21 protein-coding genes are annotated in these 22,955 nt (G+C 29.5%); 16 read left to right on the top strand and 5 right to left on the bottom strand.

Going from position 1 to position 22,955, the window contains the following annotated elements; genetic code table 11:
• The 5 genes from CAMP5121_RS07310 to CAMP5121_RS07290 all read left to right on the top strand — a co-directional run.
• Positions 1-495: amino acid--tRNA ligase-related protein (locus tag CAMP5121_RS07310; RefSeq protein ID WP_337215219.1), on the top strand; the 495-nt coding region annotated here is incomplete at its 5' end.
• Positions 496-1,737 (top strand): serine hydroxymethyltransferase, encoded by a 1,242-nt coding sequence (locus CAMP5121_RS07305; RefSeq protein ID WP_337206263.1) that lies wholly within the window; start codon positions 496-498, stop codon positions 1,735-1,737. It begins immediately after the preceding gene.
• Positions 1,734-2,279, top strand: coding sequence for a DUF1882 domain-containing protein (locus tag CAMP5121_RS07300; RefSeq protein WP_012661221.1), 546 nt, complete (start codon positions 1,734-1,736; stop codon positions 2,277-2,279). The genes CAMP5121_RS07305 and CAMP5121_RS07300 overlap by 4 nt, the downstream gene beginning before the upstream one ends.
• Positions 2,280-2,296: 17 nt before the next feature.
• Positions 2,297-3,103: an SPOR domain-containing protein gene (locus CAMP5121_RS07295; RefSeq protein WP_337215218.1), complete on the top strand. Its 807-nt coding sequence runs from the start codon at positions 2,297-2,299 to the stop codon at positions 3,101-3,103.
• Positions 3,100-3,882: a shikimate dehydrogenase gene (locus CAMP5121_RS07290; protein ID WP_263664175.1), complete on the top strand. Its 783-nt coding sequence runs from the start codon at positions 3,100-3,102 to the stop codon at positions 3,880-3,882. The genes CAMP5121_RS07295 and CAMP5121_RS07290 overlap by 4 nt, the downstream gene beginning before the upstream one ends.
• Here the strand turns inward: CAMP5121_RS07290 and dnaJ are convergent.
• Complete coding sequence (gene dnaJ, locus CAMP5121_RS07285; RefSeq protein ID WP_337215217.1) at positions 3,879-5,000, bottom strand: molecular chaperone DnaJ; 1,122 nt, start codon at positions 4,998-5,000, stop codon at positions 3,879-3,881. The genes CAMP5121_RS07290 and dnaJ overlap by 4 nt on opposite strands.
• Before the next feature lie 113 nt (positions 5,001-5,113).
• Between dnaJ and CAMP5121_RS07280 the strand changes: the two genes are divergently transcribed.
• From CAMP5121_RS07280 to recR, 3 genes are read left to right on the top strand one after another with little or no spacing between them, the layout of a single operon-like run.
• A complete protein-coding gene (locus tag CAMP5121_RS07280) occupies positions 5,114-5,785 on the top strand; it encodes a response regulator transcription factor (protein ID WP_012661225.1) in 672 nt (223 codons plus the stop codon).
• Positions 5,782-7,014, top strand: coding sequence for an ArsS family sensor histidine kinase (locus tag CAMP5121_RS07275; protein ID WP_263707213.1), 1,233 nt, complete (start codon positions 5,782-5,784; stop codon positions 7,012-7,014). The genes CAMP5121_RS07280 and CAMP5121_RS07275 overlap by 4 nt, the downstream gene beginning before the upstream one ends.
• 1 nt (position 7,015) lies before the next feature.
• Complete coding sequence (recR, locus tag CAMP5121_RS07270) at positions 7,016-7,588, top strand: recombination mediator RecR (RefSeq protein WP_263728160.1); 573 nt, start codon at positions 7,016-7,018, stop codon at positions 7,586-7,588.
• On the opposite strand, the gene CAMP5121_RS07265 is transcribed toward recR, so the two are convergent.
• The 3 genes from CAMP5121_RS07265 to CAMP5121_RS07255 are packed head-to-tail and all read right to left on the bottom strand — an operon-like array spanning position 7,575 to position 10,838.
• Complete coding sequence (locus CAMP5121_RS07265; RefSeq protein ID WP_337215216.1) at positions 7,575-8,603, bottom strand: hypothetical protein; 1,029 nt, start codon at positions 8,601-8,603, stop codon at positions 7,575-7,577. The two genes, recR and CAMP5121_RS07265, sit on opposite strands and share 14 nt — an antisense overlap.
• Positions 8,600-10,393, bottom strand: a complete 1,794-nt coding sequence (uvrC, locus tag CAMP5121_RS07260; protein ID WP_337215215.1) for an excinuclease ABC subunit UvrC — start codon at positions 10,391-10,393, stop codon at positions 8,600-8,602. Before uvrC ends, CAMP5121_RS07265 begins: the two co-directional genes overlap by 4 nt.
• Positions 10,386-10,838 carry a hypothetical protein gene (locus CAMP5121_RS07255; protein ID WP_263664181.1) on the bottom strand — a complete coding sequence of 151 codons (453 nt, stop codon included), beginning with the start codon at positions 10,836-10,838 and terminating at the stop codon, positions 10,386-10,388. Before CAMP5121_RS07255 ends, uvrC begins: the two co-directional genes overlap by 8 nt.
• A 134-nt stretch (positions 10,839-10,972) precedes the next feature.
• On the opposite strand from CAMP5121_RS07255, the gene nhaD reads away from it, so the two are divergent.
• Positions 10,973-12,331 carry a sodium:proton antiporter NhaD gene (gene nhaD, locus CAMP5121_RS07250; protein ID WP_263725326.1) on the top strand — a complete coding sequence of 453 codons (1,359 nt, stop codon included), beginning with the start codon at positions 10,973-10,975 and terminating at the stop codon, positions 12,329-12,331.
• Positions 12,332-12,340: 9 nt separating this feature from the next.
• A complete protein-coding gene (gene guaA / locus CAMP5121_RS07245) occupies positions 12,341-13,876 on the top strand; it encodes a glutamine-hydrolyzing GMP synthase (protein ID WP_337215214.1) in 1,536 nt (511 codons plus the stop codon).
• On the opposite strand, the gene CAMP5121_RS07240 is transcribed toward guaA, so the two are convergent.
• Complete coding sequence (locus CAMP5121_RS07240; protein ID WP_337215213.1) at positions 13,877-14,428, bottom strand: class I SAM-dependent methyltransferase; 552 nt, start codon at positions 14,426-14,428, stop codon at positions 13,877-13,879. It abuts the gene before it with no gap.
• 112 nt (positions 14,429-14,540) lie between these two features.
• Between CAMP5121_RS07240 and CAMP5121_RS07235 the strand changes: the two genes are divergently transcribed.
• The 6 genes from CAMP5121_RS07235 (at position 14,541) to CAMP5121_RS07210 (ending at position 22,870) form a co-directional block, all read left to right on the top strand.
• Entirely contained in the window at positions 14,541-15,980 is a 1,440-nt protein-coding gene (locus CAMP5121_RS07235; RefSeq protein WP_263664185.1) for a hypothetical protein, read from the top strand.
• Between the two features lie 261 nt (positions 15,981-16,241).
• Complete coding sequence (gene purD / locus CAMP5121_RS07230) at positions 16,242-17,492, top strand: phosphoribosylamine--glycine ligase (RefSeq protein WP_263664186.1); 1,251 nt, start codon at positions 16,242-16,244, stop codon at positions 17,490-17,492.
• On the top strand, positions 17,489-17,947 hold the full coding sequence (locus tag CAMP5121_RS07225; RefSeq protein WP_012661236.1) for an RDD family protein: 459 nt from the start codon (positions 17,489-17,491) through the stop codon (positions 17,945-17,947). Before purD ends, CAMP5121_RS07225 begins: the two co-directional genes overlap by 4 nt.
• Complete coding sequence (locus CAMP5121_RS07220; RefSeq protein ID WP_337215220.1) at positions 17,937-19,973, top strand: LPS-assembly protein LptD; 2,037 nt, start codon at positions 17,937-17,939, stop codon at positions 19,971-19,973. Before CAMP5121_RS07225 ends, CAMP5121_RS07220 begins: the two co-directional genes overlap by 11 nt.
• On the top strand, positions 19,973-20,629 hold the full coding sequence (locus CAMP5121_RS07215; protein ID WP_263664187.1) for a phosphoribosyltransferase: 657 nt from the start codon (positions 19,973-19,975) through the stop codon (positions 20,627-20,629). The genes CAMP5121_RS07220 and CAMP5121_RS07215 overlap by 1 nt, the downstream gene beginning before the upstream one ends.
• A gap of 132 nt (positions 20,630-20,761) precedes the next feature.
• The gene (locus CAMP5121_RS07210) at positions 20,762-22,870 is read left to right on the top strand and encodes a polyribonucleotide nucleotidyltransferase (RefSeq protein ID WP_337215212.1); all 2,109 of its coding nucleotides are present in this window, start codon (positions 20,762-20,764) and stop codon (positions 22,868-22,870) included.
• Positions 22,871-22,955: the final 85 nt, after the last annotated feature.

Below are 22,955 nucleotides of genomic sequence, written 5' to 3'. Positions count from 1 at the left end.
AAAGAATTAATTTTGGAAAAGCTAAAAAAAGATGGATTTGAAGCCAATGAAAAATTGGAATTAGGTCATTTACAAGCTGAACTTTTTGATAATTATGTTGAAGATAAATTGATTGATCCTACTTTTGTGATAGATTTTCCTATTTCTATAAGTCCTTTATCTAGAAGAAGTGATAAAGATGCAGATATTGCTGAAAGATTTGAGTTGTTTATCGCAGGTAGAGAAATTGCTAATGGATTTAATGAGCTTAATGATCCTCTAGATCAATATGAGAGATTTTTAAAGCAAATTGAAGCAAAAAATGCAGGTGATGAAGAAGCATGCGAAATGGATGAGGATTTTGTTAATGCATTAGGTTATGCTATGGCACCAACTGCAGGACAAGGTATAGGAATAGATAGATTGGTTATGCTTTTAATTAATAAAAAATCAATTCGTGATGTAGTGCTTTTCCCAGCCATGAGACCACTTAAAAATGAGATAAAAGGAGAGTAAATGTTGGAAAAATTTGATAAAGAAATTTTTGATTTAACCCAAAAAGAGTTAGCAAGACAATGCGATGGTCTTGAAATGATAGCAAGTGAAAATTTTACCATACCAGAAGTTATGGAGGTAATGGGAAGTATTTTAACAAATAAATATGCAGAAGGCTATCCTGGTAAAAGATATTATGGTGGATGTGAATTTGTTGATGAGATTGAAACGATTGCTATAGAAAGATGTAAAAAACTTTTTAATTGTAATTTTGCCAATGTGCAACCTAATTCAGGCTCACAAGCAAATCAAGGTGTATATATGGCATTGTTAAATCCAGGTGATAGAATTTTGGGTATGGATTTAAGCCATGGAGGACACCTAACTCATGGTTCTAAAGTAAGTTCTTCTGGAAAGGTTTATGAAAGCTTTTTTTATGGAGTTGAGCTTGATGGAAGAATTAATTATGATAAAGTTAGAGAGATAGCAAAAGAGATTAAACCAAAACTTATTGTTTGTGGTGCTAGTGCTTATCCTAGAGTGATTGATTTTGCCAAATTTAGAGAAATAGCAGATGAGGTTGGCGCGTACTTGTTTGCTGATATTGCACATATTGCAGGTTTGGTTGTAGCGGGTGAGCATCCTAGTCCATTTCCTTATGCTCATGTTGTAAGTTCTACTACACATAAAACTTTAAGAGGTCCAAGGGGCGGGATTATCATGTGTAATGATGAAGAAATTGCTAAAAAAATAAATTCTGCAATTTTTCCAGGCATTCAAGGTGGTCCATTAATGCATGTAATTGCTGCTAAGGCTGTTGGATTTAAATATAATTTAAGTGATGAGTGGAAAATTTATGCTAAGCAAATCATCAAAAATACTGCTACTTTGGCACAAGTTTTAATAGATAGAAAATATGATTTAGTCAGCGGTGGTACTGATAATCATTTGATTTTATTAAGCTTTTTAAATAAAGAATTTAGTGGTAAAGATGCAGATTTAGCGCTAGAAAGAGCAGGTATTACAGCTAATAAAAATACTATTCCAGGTGAAACTAGAAGTCCTTTTGTAACGAGTGGTTTAAGACTTGGAACAGCAGCTTTAACAGCAAGAGGTTTTAAAGAAGAGCAAATTTCTATTGTTGCAAATTATATAGCTGATATTTTAGATGATATACAAAATACAAAATTACAAGAGGAAATTAAGGTTAAACTGAAGGATTTAGCAAGTAATTTTATTATTTATGAAAGGGCTTTATTTTGATTACAACAATGGATTTAGCTTTAATTAAAATGGTTACAAGCCATTATTATATAAAGCGTGATACTATAGTAAATAAATACGAATACAAGGGTAGAATTTTCTTTGATAAATTTGAAAAAGTTAATGCCCCATTAACCGCTAGTGTTATACAAGAGCATATGGAAAAAAAGATAATTGTGGCGCATTCTTTGATCAATAGTTTTGATAAGGTTGAAAATATTGTATTTGATTATAACGGTTTTAACGCGGAGCGTTTTTGGCATAGAGCACAGCTTGTTTTAAGAGAAGAAGGTTTTATTAATTTTACTGCTTATAGAACAAGAACTAATAATCATTTACATTTGTATATTCATAAAGGACATACAACTTTTAACGAGGCTTGTTCTTTGGGCTCAAAACTATCTTTACTTTTTTCTCAAAAGATGCCAGTAGAGTGGAAGGTTTTTCCTAGTATGGATATACCTAGAGAATTTAATATATTAACCTTGCCTTATGAAGTTTATCAAAAAGAACGTGGTGCTTCTTGGTCTAAACATATGTAATTTTGAAAGGATGAAAAATGGAAGAAAACAATAAAAACGAATTTGATGATATAATTTTGCAAAAAAGCAATAAAAGCGAAAAACTTAAAAAAATTTTACTTAGATCGATTATTTTAATCATTGTATTTTTAGTTGTTATGATAGCAATGAAGCTAATTAATGACCCAGGTGAAGAAAAAACATTACAAATGCCATCAGAACCACAAGAGCAAGCTGCTTATGAAAATAATTTTAATTCTTTGCCTATTACAGATAGTGCTAAAGAAGAGGATGAATTTGAAGCTTTAGCTAGAAAATTAAAAGAAGAGAGTTCTTTGAATGATACAAATACTACCATAGAAGAAAAGCAAGAATTTCCAAGTAATAGTGTTTTAGATCAAATTACTACAATAGAGCCAAAAGAAGAGCCAGCTAAGGTGGAAGAAAAACAAGAAGAGATTAAACCTATGGAAAAATCTATAGAAAAACCAACTCAAAAACCTTCTGAAAAACCAAAAAATAATATAGTTGAAAAACCAAAAGCTCCAGAGCAAAGTAATACAAATGAATTATTTGAAAGTATCAAAACACCAAATGTTCAAACACAACTTCCTTCAGGTGCTTATATTCAAGTTTTTTCTTTAAATAGTTTAGATCCTAAATCAAAAGAATTAAATATACTTAAAGAAAATGGATATGATTATAAAATTTATAAAACAACAGTAAATGGCAAAGAGCTAACGAAAGTTTTAGTTGGACCTTATAAAGAGAGTGAATTAAAGACCGAATTAGAAAAAGTACGTTCTAAAATTGCAAAAGGTGCTTTTACATTTAGAGTAAAATGAAAACTTTTGCAGTTATAGGTGACCCTATTATGCATTCTAAATCTCCAAGAATGCATAATAATGCCTTGCAAACACTCAAAGAAGACGCAGTTTATACAAGATATCATCTAAAAGATAAAGCAAAACTAAAAGAGATTATTCAAAAGTTAGATGGTGCTAATATCACCATACCTTTTAAAGAAGCAGCTTGTAAAATAGCTGATTTTAAAGATGAAAGTGTTATACATATAGGCTCTGCTAATACCTTGTTAAATAAAAATAACAAAATTTATGCTTGTAATACAGATTATCTAGGATTTTTAAAAGCGATTGAAGATTTTTCTCTTATCAAAAATGCTTTGATTTTGGGTGCTGGGGGTACGGCTAAAGCTTTAGCATACGCTTTAAAATCTATATATATTGAAGTTACAGTAGCAAATCGTTCTAGTGCTAGATTTGAAAATTTAGCTAGCTATCCATGTTTTTTATATAATCAACTTGATTTAAGTAAAAAATTTGATTTGATTATCAATACAACTAGTGCAGGTTTAAATGATGAGAAATTACCTTGCCAAGAAGAGATTTTAAAAAGTATTTTTCAACATGCCAAATATGCTTTTGATGTGATATACGGTAAAAATACACCTTTTTTAAAATTAGCAAGAGAAAATGGCTTAAAAATAAAAGATGGTACACAAATGCTTTTATGGCAAGGTGTTTTTGCTCTTGAGTTATTTTTAGAATGTCAAAAAACAGAAGAAATTTTTAAAGCCATGAAAATGGCTTTAAAACTTCCTTAGTGGCTAAACCAAGATTTGATTTTATCAAACAAACTTTCTTGTTCTATAAAGCCTTCTTCATCTGCTAAGCCAAAACTTTTCTCAAGCTGCAATAGTAGATTTTTTTGTTCATCGGTAAGCGTTTTTGGAAATTTTATTTCAATTTGTACAATATGTGAGCCTAATTTTCCATTGTGAATATTTTTAACACCTTCGTTGGCTAATTCGAATTTTTGTTTATCTTTTGCACCGACTGGAAGTTTAAGATCAGCCTCTCCTCTTATAGTGGATACTTTAATAGTTTTTCCAAGAGCAGCTTGGGTAAAAAATACAGGTACTATGGTATAGATATCATCATCATGTCTGATAAATTTATCATCATCTTCTACGATTATTTTGATATATAAATCACCTCTTTGAGAAGAATTTGGAAGCTTATTTGCTTTATTTTGTACTCTAAGACTCATACCGCTGTCTATACCTTCTGGTATATCAAGTTCTATATGATCTTTTATTTCTTCATAGCCATTACCATGACATGTTTTGCATTTATCTTTTATAATCTGACCACTACCTTTACAATGATCACAGCTTTGCACAAAGGTCATAAAGCCTTGTCTAACACCAACTTGCCCTTTTCCTCCGCAATGAGGACAAGTATCTAATTTTCCATTTTCTGAACCACTTCCTTTACATGATTTACAAAAACTTTTATAGGTAAAATCGATCTTTTTTTTACAGCCAAAAACAGCTTCTTTAAAGCTAATTTTTGTCGTTATTTTTAAATCTTGAGGATATTTATTTCCTTTTTCTTTTTTACGTGTTGAGCTGCCAAAACCAAATCCATCTCCAAAAAAGCTCGAGAATATATCCCCTAAATCAACATCTCCAAAACCACCAAAACCACTGGCTTGACCTTTAAGCCCTTCTTTTCCGTATCTATCATATATACTTCTTTTTTCATCATTGCTAAGCACCTCATAAGCTTCATTTACAAGCTTAAATTTCTCTTCTGCTTCTTTGTCTCCTTGATTTCTATCAGGATGATATTTTAAAGCCATCTTTCTGTATGCTTTTTTTATGGTTTCTTTATCTGAAGTTTGGGAAATTTCTAGTATTTCATAATAATTAAGTTCCACTTTTTTCCTCTCTTGAAAAATTAATATTGTAATTTTAGCAAAAAAATAAATGAATAGTTAAATTATGTGTTATAATGTTAAGTTCGTAACATATTTTCACTAAAGGGGTAGAGATGATTAATGTTTTAATGATCGAAGATGATCCAGATTTTGCAGAGTTTTTGGCAGAATATTTGGCCCAGTTTAATATAAAAGTTACTAATTATGAAGATCCATATTTGGGAATGAGTGCTGGTATAAAAAACTATGATTGTTTAATTCTTGATTTAACTTTACCTGGACTTGATGGTCTTGAAGTTTGTCGTGAAATAAGAGAAAAATATAGTATTCCTATTATTATTTCTTCAGCTAGAAGTGATTTGAGTGATAAAATTGTAGGACTTCAAATAGGTGCAGATGATTACTTGCCAAAACCATATGATCCAAAAGAAATGCACGCAAGAATTATGAGTTTGATTCGTCGTTCTAAACGAACCAATGAAACTCCCGAGAAAATAATCAATTCGGCATTTAAAATTGATGAAAAAAGACATGAGATAAGTTATAATGATGAGGTTTTGGTTTTAACTCCTGCTGAGTATGAAATTTTAAGCTATATGATAAGACAACATGGTTTTTCGGTTAGTAGAGAACAACTTGTGTATCATTGCAAAAGCTTAAAAGATAAAGATTCTAAAAGCTTAGATGTTATTATTGGTAGACTTAGAACTAAAATTGGTGATAGCTCAAAAGCGCCAAAACATATTTTTTCAGTTAGAGGAATAGGATATAAATTAATAGGATGAAAGTAACTATTAATCTTAAAATCACCGTTCTTTTTGCAACAGCTTTTTTATTTGTTTGCGCCTTGTTTGTGCTTTTAGGAAAGGTTCAGATTGATTCTTATTTAACTAACGAACAAGGAAGGCAAAAAGAAATTGTAGAAAAAATAATATACAACCTAGAAAGAAAAGAAGATTTTTCAATACATGAGTATCTTCTTTCTAAATCTTTTAAATTAGTTGAAAATGATCGCAGCGCAAAACATATCATTGCAAAAGGTGAAAAGGTATTTAGGATTAATTCTTTATATGGAAGTTTTTCTTCTATTATTTATCATAATCAAATTTTTTTCTATGTAGAAAGGTTAAATACAAAACATCTTTATGAATTAAATGCTTCCACGCGTTTAGAATATTTATTTTTATTAAGTTTCTTTTTTAGTTTGATTTTGATTATATTTTTATATTTTTCAGTATTAAGATCTTTAATGCCTTTAAAAATTCTAAAAAAGAAAATTAAAAATATTAGTGCAGGTAAAATTGAACCTTTATCTGAATACTCTCAGATTAATGATGAAATTTCAGAAATATCTTTTGAATTTGATCATGCTATCAATAAAATTCAAGAGCTTGTAAAATCAAGACAGTTTTTTTTAAGAATGATTATGCATGAACTTAAGACACCTATTGGCAAAGGTAGAATAGTTTGTGAAATGTTAGATAATCAAAAGCAAAAAGATCGCTTAGTAGCGATTTTTGAAAGACTGGAATTGTTGATTGATGAATTTGGGAAAATCGAAAAAGTCTTATCAAGAAATTGTCAACTTAATTTGCAAACCTATCATTTGAGTTTGATTTTAGAGCAAGCTGAAGATTATTTAATGAGGGATGATTTTTATCAAAAAGTAAAAATATCCTATAAAGAAGATACTATGATAATTGCTGATCTAGAGCTCTTTTCTTTGATGCTTAAAAATTTAATTGATAACGCTATTAAGTATTCAGATGATAAAGCGTGTGAGATTATATGCTCTGGGGATTATATAATTGTTAGAAATAAAGGGATGCAGCTTAAAAAAACTTTTGATTATTATTTAAAACCTTTTGTGAGAGAACAAAATACCCAAGTAGAGGGAATGGGGCTAGGACTTTATATTATTAATAATATTTGCAATCTTCACGGTTATAATTTAACCTACAGCTATGAAGATGGCTATCATACTTTTAAAATTGTTTTTTCAAGGTTAAAATAATTTGAAAGGTTTGGAAAAATTTAACGAGCTAGTATCTGCCTTTTCCGCTTTGCCTACTATAGGGAAAAAGTCTGCTTTAAGGCTTGCATATCATGTTTGCATAAAAGATCCTTTATTAGGCTCTAAGCTTGCTTATCATATTGAAGAATCAATTAGAATGATAAAAAAATGCACACAATGTGGTGCTTTAAGTGAAAATGAATTATGCGAAGTTTGTTCTAATATAGAAAGAAATCATAGTATTATTTGTATAGTTCAAGATTCTAAAGATGTCTTGGTTTTAGAAGATAGTGGAAGTTATGATGGGCTTTATTTTGTACTTGATGATACAAGTGAAGAAAATATTATAAAATTAAGAAGCATGATTGAGTATAATAAAACCACAGAAATATTTTTTGCTTTCACACAAGGCTTAAATTCTGATGCCATTGTTTTTTTCATAGAAGAAAAATTAAAAGATTTAAATTTGAGTTTTTCTCAAATAGCTCAAGGTATTCCAAGTGGTGTTAGCTTAGAAAATGTTGATTTTATATCTTTGCATAAAGCTATAAATCATAGAACTAAACTTGATTGATATATTGTTTTAACAATGCTAGCCATTCACTTTTATTAATATCATTTAAGATTAAATTTGCAAAATTACAATCTTTAACTCTGTTTTTAGAAAAAAGCAAAATTACAATTTGTGGATTTTTTATCTTGTACTCTTGTAAAATTTGACTAATATGCATTAGATCAAATTTTATAACCTCATAGTCTACTAAAATTAATTTAAATCTAAATTGTAATGCCTTTTTAAAGTCACTTAAATTATCTATAGTTTGATTATGTGAACAAAATTGATTAGTTATGTTTAAAATAAGATCATTTTCAAAGTAAGAAGATTTAAAAATTAAAACACTATAACAATCTCTTGTAATGTAACACTCTTGTGTAAAATGAGTATTTAAAAAATCAACAATCTCCTCAATATGAATTTCTTCAAAAGTGAAATTTAAAACATCATCTATTTTTTCCTTTGAAATGATAAAAGAATAATTTTTATCATCTTTTTGGTTATGTTTGTATAAAATTTCACTACTAATACCCATTTTAAGCAAAATAGACTGCAATAGAAAATTTTCATTTTTGTTATTATTGATAATACCTGCATGTATGTTTTTAAAGTGTCTATGTTCTAAGTTAGGTTTATAATCATTGATAAAAGGTTTTAATATATAAGCAGAATTATCTAGACATAGATAGCTCAAGCCGTGGGCAAGATATTGATAATTTTGTTCTAGATGTAGGTTTTCCTTTTTTTGCTCATGCAGTTTTTTACCCATTAAATCAAACGATAATTTTAAATTTTCTTTTAATTCTTCTAAAGAGTTTGATTTTGGTAAGGAAAAATATTTTTCTATCTCTTGAATCAAGGTCTTGTCTTTTTTGATTTTATGATTTTTTGAGATTATATAAATACAGGCAATAATAAAAATCAAAATGCTTATAAAAGTATAAATGAAGAATAATTTTTGATCCATAGGATATAAAAAATAATAATTTAAAAAACATAAAATTAAAGTCAAAACACTAATAAATAATATCATAAATTTTCCTTGATTAATTTAGCTATTTTTGCATTGGAAAGTGATTTTAATTCATCAAAACTAGCTTTGCTAATCTCATCAAAACTACCATAATAATCTAAAAATTTTTTAATATATCCTTGAGAAATTCCAAGTTGTATTAATCTAGAACTTTGCAAATCTTGCTTTCTTTTTGTTTTTTGATGAAAACTAATTGCAAAGCGATGTGCCTCATCACGTAATTTTTGCAAAAATTGTAATTTTTTATCATCAGTAGAAAGTTGAATTTTGCCTTCTTGAGTATAAATTTTATCTTTTGCACTTCCTTTTGCCCTGTAAGCTTTCGCATCTATTTTCTCTTTGGAAATTGCTAAAATATCTACATTTGCCCCAGAGCTTTTTATGATATCATTGGCTAGCTTTAATAAAGCATCTCCTCCATCAATTAACCATAAATCAGGTGGGGGATTTTTATCAAATGACAAAGCTCTTTTGCTAAGAGTTTGAAGCATTTGATCATAATCATTTTTATAGGATAAATGGTAGTGTCTATAAGAACTTTTGTCAAATTGTCCATCTTTATAAGCCACCAAAGCACCGACATTCGCTTCACCTTGCATATGAGAATTATCAAAAATTTCTATATAATTAGGATAATTTTGTAGGTTAAAAAAATCTTTTAATTCTTTTAAAAATAAATAATTATCGCTTTTTAAGTGCTTTTGTATGTTTATTTTTGCATTTTCTAGTGCAAGTTCACATAAGGCTTTTTTTTCGCCAAGTTTTGGAGTTTTAAGATGAAATTTTTTAGAAAACCTTTCACTAAGTAAATTTTGCAAAAGGTTCATGTCTTCAAATTCTTCATGCGTATAGATTCGGGTTGAATTTACTGGACTATCTTGGGTATAATTTTCTAATATGTATTGTTTATATATTGCATTTAGGTCAAATTCATCTTGATGATTTAGAGTTAGTACTTTATGGTTTGAGCTGATTATCCTGCCATTATTTATAACAAAACGCACCATAGAGAGTATATTTGCTTCATTGTGTATGGCAAAAACATCAAAATCTTCTAATTTTGCAAGGTCTATTTGTATTTTTACACTTAAATCTTCTATTGTTTTGATTTGATCTCTTATAGTAGCTGCTTCTTCATAGTTTTCATTTTTTGCATATTCAAACATTTTATTTTCTAAATTTTTTGTCAAAGATAAGGGGTTTAAAAGAGCTTGAGTTGCCTTTTGGATAATTTTTTCATATTCTTGTTTAGAAATTTTTTGCTCACATGGACCTTTGCAACGCTTGATTTGATAAAAAAGGCAAAGCTCCTTACAAGATTTTTTTTGTCTTAGTTCAAATGATAAATACAAAGCATTTAAAAGCTCTTTTGCTCCTTTAAAAAATGGACCAAAATATTTTATTTTGTTTTTTTTGATAATTTTTCTTGTAATTTCAAATCTTGGAAAATCTTCATTTAAATCTATATAAATATAAGGGTAGGTTTTATCATCTCTTAATAATATATTATATTTTGGATGAAGTTGTTTTATGAAAGAATTTTCCAATATTAAAGCATCAGCCTCACTTTTTGTAGTGATAAATTCTAAATGATGTGTTTGGCTAATCATTTTTTGAATTCTCAAGCTATTGTTAGGATTTGGGCAAAGATTTGGAGTGAAGTTAAAATAACTTCTAATGCGGTTTTTTAAATTCTTGGCTTTACCTACATATAAAAGCTTACCTTGAATATCAAAGTATTGATATACACCAGGTAAATTTGGTAAGGTTTTGAGTTCATTTTCAAGCATTTTTTATAAGCTTTCGCAGTTCTTCAAATTTGTTATGTAAAATAGGATTTTCAAAATGATTTTTAAAATTTCCATTAGAAAGCTCTAAGTGAGCTTTTTTATGCTCATTAAAAGTTTTGTTTTTAGAAATAAAGTTTTGATCACTGAGTATTTTTATGTTTTCTACCTTTGCAAAATTACTCATTGGCCTAGCTAAAGTATAGTTTTTTATGAGACTTTTAATCATTTTTTTGGTATTATCGTGATTTAATTCCATATATGCAATGTGGTGCTTAACTAAAATAATCAAAGTATTATTTTTTATAAAGAGTTTAGTAATCATTTGTTGGTGATTGTGATTAAATAAATTTAAAAACTCTTTATATTGAAAAAATATTTTTAAAGGTTTATAATGTTTAAAATCAGCAAGCTCGTTGATGATGTAATGACTCGTTTTAATTTTCATTTAATTATTTTAACATTTTTTTTATTAATATTTCTAAATGCATGTGGTTATAAGGATGCTCCATTTTATGAGATAAAAGATAATAATGGCAGTGTAAAGGAAATAAAAAAATTCCAATCTTTGGAGAGTGAAATATGAATAAAATACTTTTTTTACTTTGTTTTGGTGTTAGTTTTTTGTTAGCTAGTCAAACACATGAGCTAAATTTAGCTTTTAGTGCTTTAGGTATAGGTATTTTAATAATTTTTATATTGGGTTATTATTTTATCGCAGCAGAAGAGAAATATCATATCAATAAAACTAAGCCTGCTTTATTTATAGGAACTTTTTCTTTTATTATCATTGGTATATATATGGTAATGAATGATTTAGACACACAAATACTTGAAGAAAGTGTAAATCATCTTATTTTAGAAATTGCGCAAATTGTGTTTTTCTTAATAGCTGCTATGACTTTTATAGAAGCCTTGATAGAAAGATCGGTTTTTGAAACTTTAAAATACAAACTTGTAAGCAAGGGTTATACTTATAGAAAGTTATTTTGGCTAACAGGTATTTTAGCTTTTTTTATTTCCCCAATTGCGGACAATCTTACAACAGCTTTGATTTTATCCACTGTGCTTTTAACTATAGATAAACATAATAAAGAATTTTTAATCCCAGGTGCTATAAATATTGTAGTAGCAGCTAATGCTGGTGGAGCTTGGTCGCCTTTTGGTGATATTACTACTTTAATGGTTTGGACAGCAAAAAAAGCCACGTTTTTTGAATTTTTTGCTCTTTTTCCTGCCTCTTTTATTGGCTGGTTGCTTACTGCTTATTTATTGTCACGTTATGTGCCTAATATTAAGCCAAATTTCCATAAGGATAATTTAGAAAAAGTCGAGATTAAACCAGGTGGTAAAGTTTTTATTGTGCTTGGTTTTTTAACTATAGCTTTGGCGGTATTTATTCATAGTATTTGTGATTTACCTGCAATGTGGGGTATGATTTTTGGCCTTTCATTGCTTAGTTTGTATATGTATTTTTTCAACAGAAAACAAGGTAAAAAAGATTTAAATATTTTTCATTATATGACGCGTATTGAGATGGACACTTTATTATTTTTCTTTGGTATTTTATCTGCTGTGGGCGCCTTGCATTTTGTTGGTTGGCTTGCTTATGCTTCTGATCTTTATGCAAAATTTGGAGCTACTAGTATTAATATAGGAGTAGGATTTTTATCTGCTATTGTAGATAATGTTCCGGTTATGAGTGCGGTATTAAAGGCAAATCCAAGCATGGATGATACTCAATGGCTTTTAGTAACTCTTACAGCAGGAATAGGGGGGTCTTTGATCAGCTTTGGTTCAGCTGCTGGAGTAGGAGTGATGGGCAAAATGAAGGGAATTTATACTTTTAACGCTCATTTAAAATATGCATGGACGATTTTGGTTGGTTATATAATATCTATTATAGTTTGGTATGTACAATTTCAATTGTTAAATTTATAAAGGAGTTAGATGAAAAAAGCAGATATTTTAGTTTTGGACTTTGGTTCACAATATACACAACTCATTGCTAGAAGATTAAGAGAGCAAGGTGTGTATGCAGAAATTTTACCTTTTAACGTAAGTTTAGATGAGATCAAAGCTAAAGAGCCTAAGGGTATTATTTTAAGTGGTGGACCAGCTAGTGTATATGCAAATGATGCTTATTTTTGTGATAAGGGTGTTTTTAATTTAAATATACCAGTTTTAGGAATATGCTATGGTATGCAACTTATGGCACATCATTTTGGAGCAAATGTTGCCCCAGCAGGCCATAAAGAATATGGTAAAGCAACTATAGATATTCAAAATGATAGTGATTTGTTTAAAAATTTACCTAAAAAGCAAACGGTATGGATGAGCCATTCTGATAAGGTTGAGAATTTGCCACAAGGTTTTGAGGTTTTAGCGACTAGCGAAAATAGTCCATTTTGTGTATTTGGAGATGAGAAGCGTAAATTTTTTGCTTTACAATTTCACCCTGAAGTGCAACATAGTGAATTTGGAAAAAGCATCTTGAAAAATTTTGCTAAGTATGCATGTAATTGTGATAGTGTATGGAATATGGGATCTTTTGCAAAAACTCAAGCACAAAAAATCAAAGAAGAAGTAGGAAATGATAAAGTACTTTGTGCAGTAAGTGGCGGAGTTGATAGTAGCGTGGTGGCTGCATTGTTAGCAAGTGCGATAAAAGATCAAGTAGTAGTTGTTTTTGTTGATAATGGTCTTTTAAGAAGTGGTGAAAAAGAACAAGTTGAGTATATGTTTAGACACACCTTGGGCATTGATTTAATCAGTATTGATGCTAGAGAGATTTTCTTAAGTCGTTTAGCAGGGGTAAGAGATCCTGAACAAAAGAGAAAAATCATAGGAAATACTTTCATAGAAGTTTTTGAAGAAGAAGCTAAAAAACATAAAGATGTAAAATATCTAGCACAAGGGACTTTGTATACTGATATTATTGAAAGTTCGGTTGTAGGAGCTAGTAAGACTATAAAATCTCATCATAATGTGGGTGGTTTACCTGAAAAGATGAATTTAAAACTCATCGAGCCATTAAAGGAAATTTTTAAAGATGAGGTAAGAGCTTTGGGAATGGAGCTTGGCTTAAGTAAAGATGTAGTTTATCGTCACCCTTTCCCAGGGCCAGGCCTTGCTATACGTATAATGGGTGAGGTAAATGAGCCTAGTTTGGATCTTTTAAGAAAAGCAGATGTTATTTTGATTGAAGAATTAAAAAGCAGTGGCTGGTATGATAAGACATGGCAAGCTTTTTGTGTGCTTTTAAACGTGCAAAGTGTTGGTGTAATGGGTGATAATAGAACCTATGATAATGCAGTTTGCGTGCGTGTTGTTAATGCAAGCGATGGTATGACTGCAACTTTTTCTCATTTACCTTATGAATTATTAGAAAATATTTCACGTCGTATTATTAATGAAGTAGAAGGAATCAATCGCGTAGTGTATGATATTTCTAGCAAGCCACCAGCAACGATTGAATGGGAATGATCATTTAGTACAAAAATAAACAAAAGCAGGGGGAAGATTTTGCCAAATGATAGGTGAAATTTCTACCTTGCTAAAAGTGGTAAAAAGTTTTTTCTTAAAAGCTCTCCCTTTTGGTGTTGGGAGTATATAAGCAAATGTTGCAAAACAACCATTTTCCTCTAAAGCATCATGAATGGATTTTAGCAATAAATCTTGTTCTTTGGAATTTAATAAAGCCCAAGGAATTCCTGAGATAATTAAATCTACACTATTGATCGCTCTTTTTTCTAACATATTTGGTAAAAATTCTGCTGAGTTGACTTCTATATCTATATTTTTTATCTTTTGCTTTAATTTTTTTGCCATTTGAGGATTGATTTCTACGGCAAAAAAACTTGCATTATGGCTTTTTTGTTTGAGGATATACTTTGTAAAACTTCCTGTACCAGGCCCTATTTCAACGATATTTTTTGCATGTTGGACATGAGAAGTTATGAGTTTACTTAATTTTTTAGAGCTTGCGCAAAACGCACCTGTTTGTTTTGGGTTTTTAAAATATTGATATAAAAACATAAATAAAATACCTAAAGACGTTTATTTTGTGAAATTTTAAAATATAATTGTAAATTTATGAAAACAAAGTTAAAATAAGAATTGAATTTTTCTTTAAATCAAGGATTTGGATATGCACGGAAAAATAATGGTTTATGTGGATGCTACTGGAAGAGGAACAGTAATTAATCTAGCAAAAACATTTTTTGAATTTAATAAACACGCATGGCATGATAAAAGAAGTATGCCAACGGTTGGTATGTTTGTTGAATTTAGATCCGATGGAAAGCATATTACCGATTTACGTCCTTCTAAATTTCAAGAATTTACAGATGGTGATTTTATCAAAGAAAGAGATTTCTGGAAAACAGATAGTGATGATGAATTAGAAGATTTAAGACTGACAAGACGCGATGCTTATGTTCAAGAACTTTATAGAGAAACAGATTATGATAATCTTGATAAAATCACATTAAATTTAACTATCCCACAAGCCATTCAAAGATATTTTTATAATGAAACCTTGTCAATTAATGCAGTAAAAGACATTAACACAGATGAGGTGCCATATATTATTGATTTTTTTGCTATGAAGCGTTTTTTATATAAGGCTTTAGATACTTTATTATTTTCGGATAATACTATCAATCAAGCTGATTTTTCTGCAATGAAAAATATCATAGTGCACCTTGAAATGTCATATAAAGATATGAAAGACAAGCAAAAGCATATCAATATGGAACGCTTATATGAAGAGGTTTTTTTATCTCATCAGTGTCATTATCAAGCACTTTTGGCTTCAATTGATAACAGAAAAAATAGAAAATTAGCGCTTGATCGTCAAATGAGCACTTTAATAACAGATATAAAATCAAAACAAGCAAGATTAGAAGCAGAAGGTGGAAAAAAACACCATGAACTAGAAGAAATGATACAAGGTAAAAAACAAAAACTAATAGAATTAAAAAACGAAGCTGATTATTTTACTAAAAGCGTAGAAAGACTAGAGTTGATAAAAAAATCTTTTTATGAAAAAAATTTTACAATTTTTAGTAATAGTTTTAATATGGCAAGAGAAAAGCTTTTTGAAAAGATTAAGCAGGGTTTAAATATATGTGCAACAAAACTAGATATAGAAATTTGGAAAAAATCTTTAAAATCAACAAGCATTAAAAACTCTTATTTTAAAACAGCAAGTGAAATTTCTTTTTGTACGCTTTCTTTTGCTGAGCTTTATTTAAACAGACTAAACAAACATGCTTTAAACCCAAATGATCAATTGTTATTTTCATATGTAAAGAAAGTAAAAAAAGAATGTGAAAAGAATTTCCTAGTTGTAACTTCTAATCCTGATTTATATGTTAATATGAAGATTCAAATTTTTGCAATGAATCCTTATTATGTAGTTAAGCATGCACCTAAGAAAGTAAATTACCAAGGGTTAATGAAAAATACTGAATTTGATATAGTTTATGTCGATGAAAAGACTATATGGGCGCCTGTTGCTGATGTTATTTTGGAAGGAAAATATTTTTTAAAGAAAGATTCTAAGACAAAATTTAAGATTTTATAAAAACCTTTTAAACGCTATTTTTAAGTTTTGTTAGCTATAATTATACTGCCTAAATGGTTCGATATGGTATTAAAGAGGATCCAACACATTAATTATAAGCTGTGATGTGTGATTTACCGTGTTCTGTGACTTCGTTTGAGTTTTGAAAAAAGCGAGAAGCTGCAGCCTTTAAAAATCACCTAATGGCATACTTTGACTTTTTGAGGGTCAGACACTTATACTCCGGCCATTTGGGTTTTTGTAATATTTTTAAGGAAAATAATGAAAATTTTAATACTAGGAAGCGGTGCTAGGGAGTATTCTATCGCTTTGGCTCTTCAAAAAACAAATGATAATTTAGAATTTTATTTTGCTCCAGGAAATGGTGCTACTGCTAAAATAGGAACAAATCTTAATATGAAAGATCCTAAAGTTATAACAGCTTATGCAAAAGCATCTGAGATTGATCTTTGCATAGTTGGGAGTGAGAATTTTTTAGCAGAGGGTATAGTAGATCTTTTTAAAGAAAACAATATTGCTATTTTTGGGCCTACTAAAGCTGCTGCTATGTTGGAAGCTTCAAAATCTTTTATGAAGAGTTTTTTAAAAAAATATAAAATCAAAACAGCTAAATTTTTAAACACAACCGATTATGAAAAAGCTAAGAAATTTATCACGTCTTTAACACCTCCTATTGTTGTAAAAGCAGATGGCTTATGTGCAGGTAAAGGGGTGATTATTGCGCAAAGCCATGAAGAAGCTTTAGAAGCTACTAAAAATATGCTAAGTGGAGAAAGCTTTGGGGAAGCTGGAAAAATTGTTGTGATTGAAGAATATCTTGATGGTTTTGAATTAAGCGTATTTGCAGTTTGCGATGGAAATGATTTTATATTGTTGCCTGCAGCGCAAGATCATAAAAGATTATTAGATAATGATAAAGGGCCTAATACGGGTGGCATGGGGGCTTATGCTCCAAGTACTTTAGCAAGTGAAAATTTGTTAGAGCAAGTGAAGAAAGATATAGTGGCGCCAACTCTTAAAGGCATGAAAGAAGAAGGTGCTGAATTTGTTGGAGTGTTGTTTATAGGCTTGATGGTTGTAAATAATAAACCTTATGTTTTAGAGTATAATGTGCGTTTTGGTGATCCTGAATGTGAGGTTTTGATGCCTTTAATAGAAAATCCTTTGGATTTATTTTTAGCATGTGTGAATAAAAATCTTGCCAATACTCATATAAAAATTAAAAATGAATTTGCTGTGGGTGTGGTTTGTGCAAGTAAAAATTATCCTTACAAGGACTCACCAAAAGCTTTGATTGAGATAGGCGATATTCCACAAAATTCTCATATTTCTTATGCTGGTGTGAGTTTAGAAGATGATAAATTATATGCCAGCGGTGGTCGCGTATTGGTTTGTGTGGGAACTGGCAAAAGCATTGAAGAAGCTCAAAAAAACGCTTATATACTTTGTGAAAATGTCCATTTTAAAGGAAAACAATACAGAAAAGATATTGCCTTTCAGGTTCTTAAATGAGCACCAATCAAGAATTATTTGATAAGCTAGAAAAAGAAGAAATAAAAATAGCAAGTTTTAAAAAAAGATTTTTAGCTTATGTTGTCGATAGTTTTGTAATTTTGGGCATCGTAAGTATTATTTTGCTCGATAAAATTAATTCTATGCAAACTTATGAAGAAATTCATAATCTTTTAATGCGTTTTGCTGGTGGGATTTTGATTTTACAGTTTGCATACCATAGTTTATTTACTTATTTATATGGCGCAACTTTAGGAAAAATGCTTTTGAAGATCATGGTGATTGATCAAGAATTGCTAGATAAACCAAATTTTACTCAAAGCGCTCTAAGAGCAGGTGTAAGACAAATTAGTGATATGTTGTATGGTTTAGGATTTGCTTGGGCTTTGAGTAATATTGTTTTGAAAACTTGGCATGATTATGCAGCCAAAACAGTGGTGATAGATCTTGCGTAAAATATTGCTTTCTTTAGCTTGTGTAGGGAGTTTGTATGCTTCTAAGGTAGACATTTATGCTTTAGATGTTGTAAAAATAAATGATATCATAGAAGCAAAAAACAATGTGGTTGTAGTTTCTGATTTATATTTAATAACCGCAAGCGAGGCTAAATTTAATGAAACAACTAAAGATTTAGAATTGTTTGGTGATGTGAATATCTTACGAGGACAAAAAGAAAGAACCAATTCTACTTATACTAAAATTAATCTTAAAGATAACACAACAGCTTTTAAAAATTTATTTTTTTCAAATAACGATTTAGAGGTTTGGTTACAATGTCATCAAGCAGATTTAAATGATAAGTTTGTTGTAACTAAAAAGTCGGTTGTTTCTAGTTGTAATGTTGAAAATCCTGATTGGGAAATTCGTTTTGATGAAGGAAAATTAAATAAAGAGAGTAATTTTTTACATCTTTATAATGCAAGATTGTATGTAAAAAATACTCCTGTGATGTATTTGCCGTATTTTGGCTTTAGTGTAGACACTAAAAGGAAAAGTGGTTTGTTAATTCCTCAGGTGGTTTTAAAACAAAGCGAGGGGTTATATTATAACCAACCAATCTATTATGTTATTGATGATAATGCAGATATTCAATTTGAACCTCAAATTAGGACAAAAAGAGGCTATGGATTATACTCAACTTTAAGATTTATTGATAGTCCTTATTCTCAAGGTGAAATTAGTGGTGGTATTTTTGGAGAAAAATCAAGCTATAAAAAAGAAGAAAATTTAAAAAACAAAGAACATTATGGTTTAGAGATTAAATATTCAAGTGAAGCTTTACTCAAGAGCCTTTTGAGCGATGAATTTCAAGAAGGTTTATGGATTGATGCTACTTATTTAAATGATGTAGATTATATGAACTTAAGCTCTAGTGCAAAAACTGAAGCTTCTTTGGTTACCTCAAAAATAAATTATTTCTTATCTGATGATGATAATTATTATGGTGCTTATGCAAAGTATTATATAGACACTTCTAAAATTAGCAACAAAGATACCATGCAAGAATACCCTTCTTTTCAATATCATAGATATTTAAATGGTTTTTTTGATAACTATATACAGTATAGCTTAGATGCTTCTTTTCATAGATATTATAGACATACGGGTATTTATGCTAAAACTTTAGATTTTGATTTACCTTTAATTTATCATACAAGTTTTTTGGATGATTTTTTAAATTTTGCCTTTACAGAAAGAGTTTATGCAAATTTTGTAGATTATTCTAATACAGATATTAAAAATCAAGAGCATTTGTTTAGAAATTCACATAATTTTTCTTTATATACAGATCTTTCTAAACCTTATGAAAATTTTTATCATACCTTGTATTTAGGTGCTAATTATTTTATACCTGGAGCCAAATCAGGTAAAATTACCGAAGATTTTATAGAATTAAAAGATGATCCTGAGCAGTTTAATTTTTCGATGTATCAGTATTTTTATAGTGCTTTAGGCAAAAAAAAGCTATATCATAGTTTAAAGACTAAGTATTTTACCAAAGAAGGTAGTTTTGGTGGTTTTGATAATGTTGTGGAATATTTTTATAATGATTATATAAGTTTAAGAAATGAGGCAGAATATTCAGGGGTAGATAATCGCTTTGATAAAGTATTTAGTGAGGTCTTATTTGATTATGGTGAGTGGAAAGTTAGTTTAAATCATGCCTATAGAATATATGAAAAAGAAAAATATAATTTTTTAGGAACTAAAGCTCAGTATGATATAAATGCCAACTATCAAATATTTGGGGGTTTGTGGTTTGATTTGAATAAAGATCCTGAAAAATGGGAGATAGGTTATACTTATCAAAGAAAGTGTTGGAATTATTCTTTGATGTATCGTAAGGATATTTCACCTAAACTTACTAGTGGTGGGATTAGCGCTAAAGATCAAAGTGGTGTATATTTTATGTTTAATTTTTATCCTTTGGGTGGTGTATCTTATGATTTTTCTCTGGAAGAAAATGAAAGGTCTATATAATGTTTTTTGAAGATGAAAAAGATGCGCTTGAAAGATTATATGATTTACTTCCATTAAATAAATTAAAAGATTATATCATTATTACTCCTTCTTTAAAATCTATAGTTTTTGTTGATGCATTGGCAAAAAAATTAGAAATACCCTATGATTTTTTATTTACAGAGCAAATCAAAGCTCCTAATAATGATGAATGTCAAATAGCTATGATTAGCGAAACAAAAGAATTAGTTTACAATGAAGCCTTAGTTAAGGCTTTTGATATAAGCTTAGATTATATTTATGGTGAGGCAAATAGAACTTATGAAGAAAAAATTTTAAAGAATGTATATCGTTATAGAAAAGGTAATCTTTTAAAAGATTTAAAAGGAAAAAATATTTTAATGTTGCATGAGGGGTGTGAGAGTGGGATTACTGCTTCTTCATGTATAAAAAGTTTGTTAAAAGAAGAGGTTAGTAGTATTATTTATGCCACCGCTTTGATGCCAAGTGATGTATATGATTATATTAGTGTTTTTGCAGATGAGGTTTATTGCGTGCAAAAAATTGATCATTTTGTAGATATTGAGTTTTATTTTAAAAATAAAACGATTTTGCAAGCTCACGAAATTTTAGATATTTTAGAAGAAAGTAGGTATTATTTACCTTTAAAAAAATAAATTTATATCTGAGCAATAAGTTGTTTAGATATAAATTTATAGGCAAAATAAAAACAGGCTTTTTAAGTTTTAGTTTTTAAAATTTAAAAAGCTTATTTGGTTTTGCCTATGATAAAAATTTAAAGGAAAATCATGCGACATGAAATAAATATCAATAATCATCTTGAAATATTTGATACCGATAAAGTGGCAAAACAAGCAGCAGGTGCAGTTTTAATGCAAGAAAAAAATGCAGTAGTTTTAGCAACTGTGGCAAGAGAAGAAAAAATGGTAGAAGAGGATTTTTTGCCTCTTACAGTTCAATATATAGAAAAAGCTTACGCAGCAGGTAAAATTCCAGGAGGTTATGTAAAAAGAGAAACTAAGCCAGGCGACAATGAAACATTAAGTGCTAGGATTATAGATAGAAGTTTAAGACCTCTTTTTCCAAAAGGATATGCATATCCAACCCAAATTGTTGTAATGGTTCTTTCTGCTGATCCTGAAGTAGATTTACAAGTGATGAGTTTAAACGCTGCAAGCGTTGCTTTGTATTTAAGTGATATCCCTATTAAAGCACCTGTTTGTGGCGTAAGAATAGGTCGTATAAATAATGAATTTGTTTTAAATCCAAGCAATAGCGAGTTAAAAAATAGCACTTTAGATCTTTATGTAGCAGGCGTTAAAGATGAGCTTTTAATGATAGAAATGAGAGCTTTGGCAAACAAGCAAGATGATAAACACCGTATGAGTGAACTTAGCGAAGATGATACTTTAAAGGCTTTAGATTTTGCAAGTAGTGCAATCTTGCGTGGTTCCAATGAATATGAAAAAGCATTTGCTGCTTATAGAAAAAATTCTAAACTTGAGTTTAAAATAGAGTCAGATAATATTCAAATTATTGACTATATAAAAAATACTTATATAACAAAACTTAAAATTGCTATTAATCAAATGGCAAAAAGTGAAAGGGCAAGTGAAATTTTACAAATAGCAAAAGAGATTGAAAGCGAATCTATAGCTATTGAAAACGAATGGAAATTTGAAGATATTGAAAAAGCTTTACATGTATGCAAAAGAGAATTTATTAGAAACCAAATTATTAATGAAAATAAAAGAGCAGATGGTAGAGGTTTAAAGGATGTTAGAAAAATAGACATAGAAACAAATATTTTACCAAGTGCACATGGATCTTGTCTTTTTACTAGAGGGCAAACCCAAGCCTTAGTTGTGGCCACCTTGGGAAATGATAATGATGCGCAAATGTCAGATATGCTTACAGAAAAAAACCCAATTTGTGAAAAATTTATGGTTAATTATAATTTTCCAGGTTTTTCGGTGGGCGAAGCTAGCCCTATAAAAGCTCCTGGCAGAAGAGAGCTAGGCCATGGAAATTTAGCAAAAAGAGCTTTGTATCCTAGTGTTGATACAGATTATGTTCATACAATTCGTTTGGTTTCTGAAATTTTAGAAAGCAATGGTTCTAGTTCTATGGCTACTGTTTGTGGTGGTGCATTGGCTTTAAGAGCTGCAGGGGTAAAAAGTGAAAAACTAGTAGCAGGTGTGGCGATGGGGCTTGTTTTTGAAGATGAAAAATATGCTATTTTAACCGATATCATGGGGCTTGAAGATCATGATGGAGATATGGATTTTAAAGTAGCAGGAAGCTATGATGGAATCACTGCTTTGCAGATGGATATAAAACTTGGTGGTATAGAGCAACAGGTTTTAAAAGAGGCTTTATATCAAGCAAAAGAAGCTAGGGAGCACATTTTGCAATTAATGGAAGAGGCTAATCAAAACATAGTTGTTAATGAAGCTATTTTGCCAAAGATTGAAATTTTTAATGTAGATCCAAATAAAATTCCTGATATTATAGGTCAAGGCGGTAAAACCATTAAAGAAATTATTGAAAAATTTGAAGTTAATATTGATTTAGATAGAGATAAAGGTGAGGTTAAAATAGCAGGAATTGATCATGATTTGATTTCTCAAAGTAAAGAGTATATATTAAATTTACTTCACTCTAAAGGTTCTAACAAAAAGCGTGACAAAAAGGAAATGCCTAAATTTGATATCGGTGAAGAATTTCTAGGACGAGTTCAAAAGGTTGTAGAATTTGGAGTTTTTGTAGAACTTAAAGAAGGCGTGGATGGTTTATTACATAATTCCAAGATTAAAGAAAAGTTAGAAGTGGGACATGAAATTAAAGTTAAAGTTGCAGAAATCAAAAACGGAAAAGTATCTTTAGACTTAGCCTAAATTTTGAGTATATAAAAAAATATGCTCAAAATTTTATATTATATCTTGACAAAAGAATATTCTTTTGGCATAATTTCGTTTTTTG

It is taken from the genome of Campylobacter sp. 2352 PW (assembly GCF_024723575.1).
Lineage (GTDB): Bacteria > Campylobacterota > Campylobacteria > Campylobacterales > Campylobacteraceae > Campylobacter_D.
This window is presented reverse-complemented; position numbering and strand designations above follow the sequence as displayed.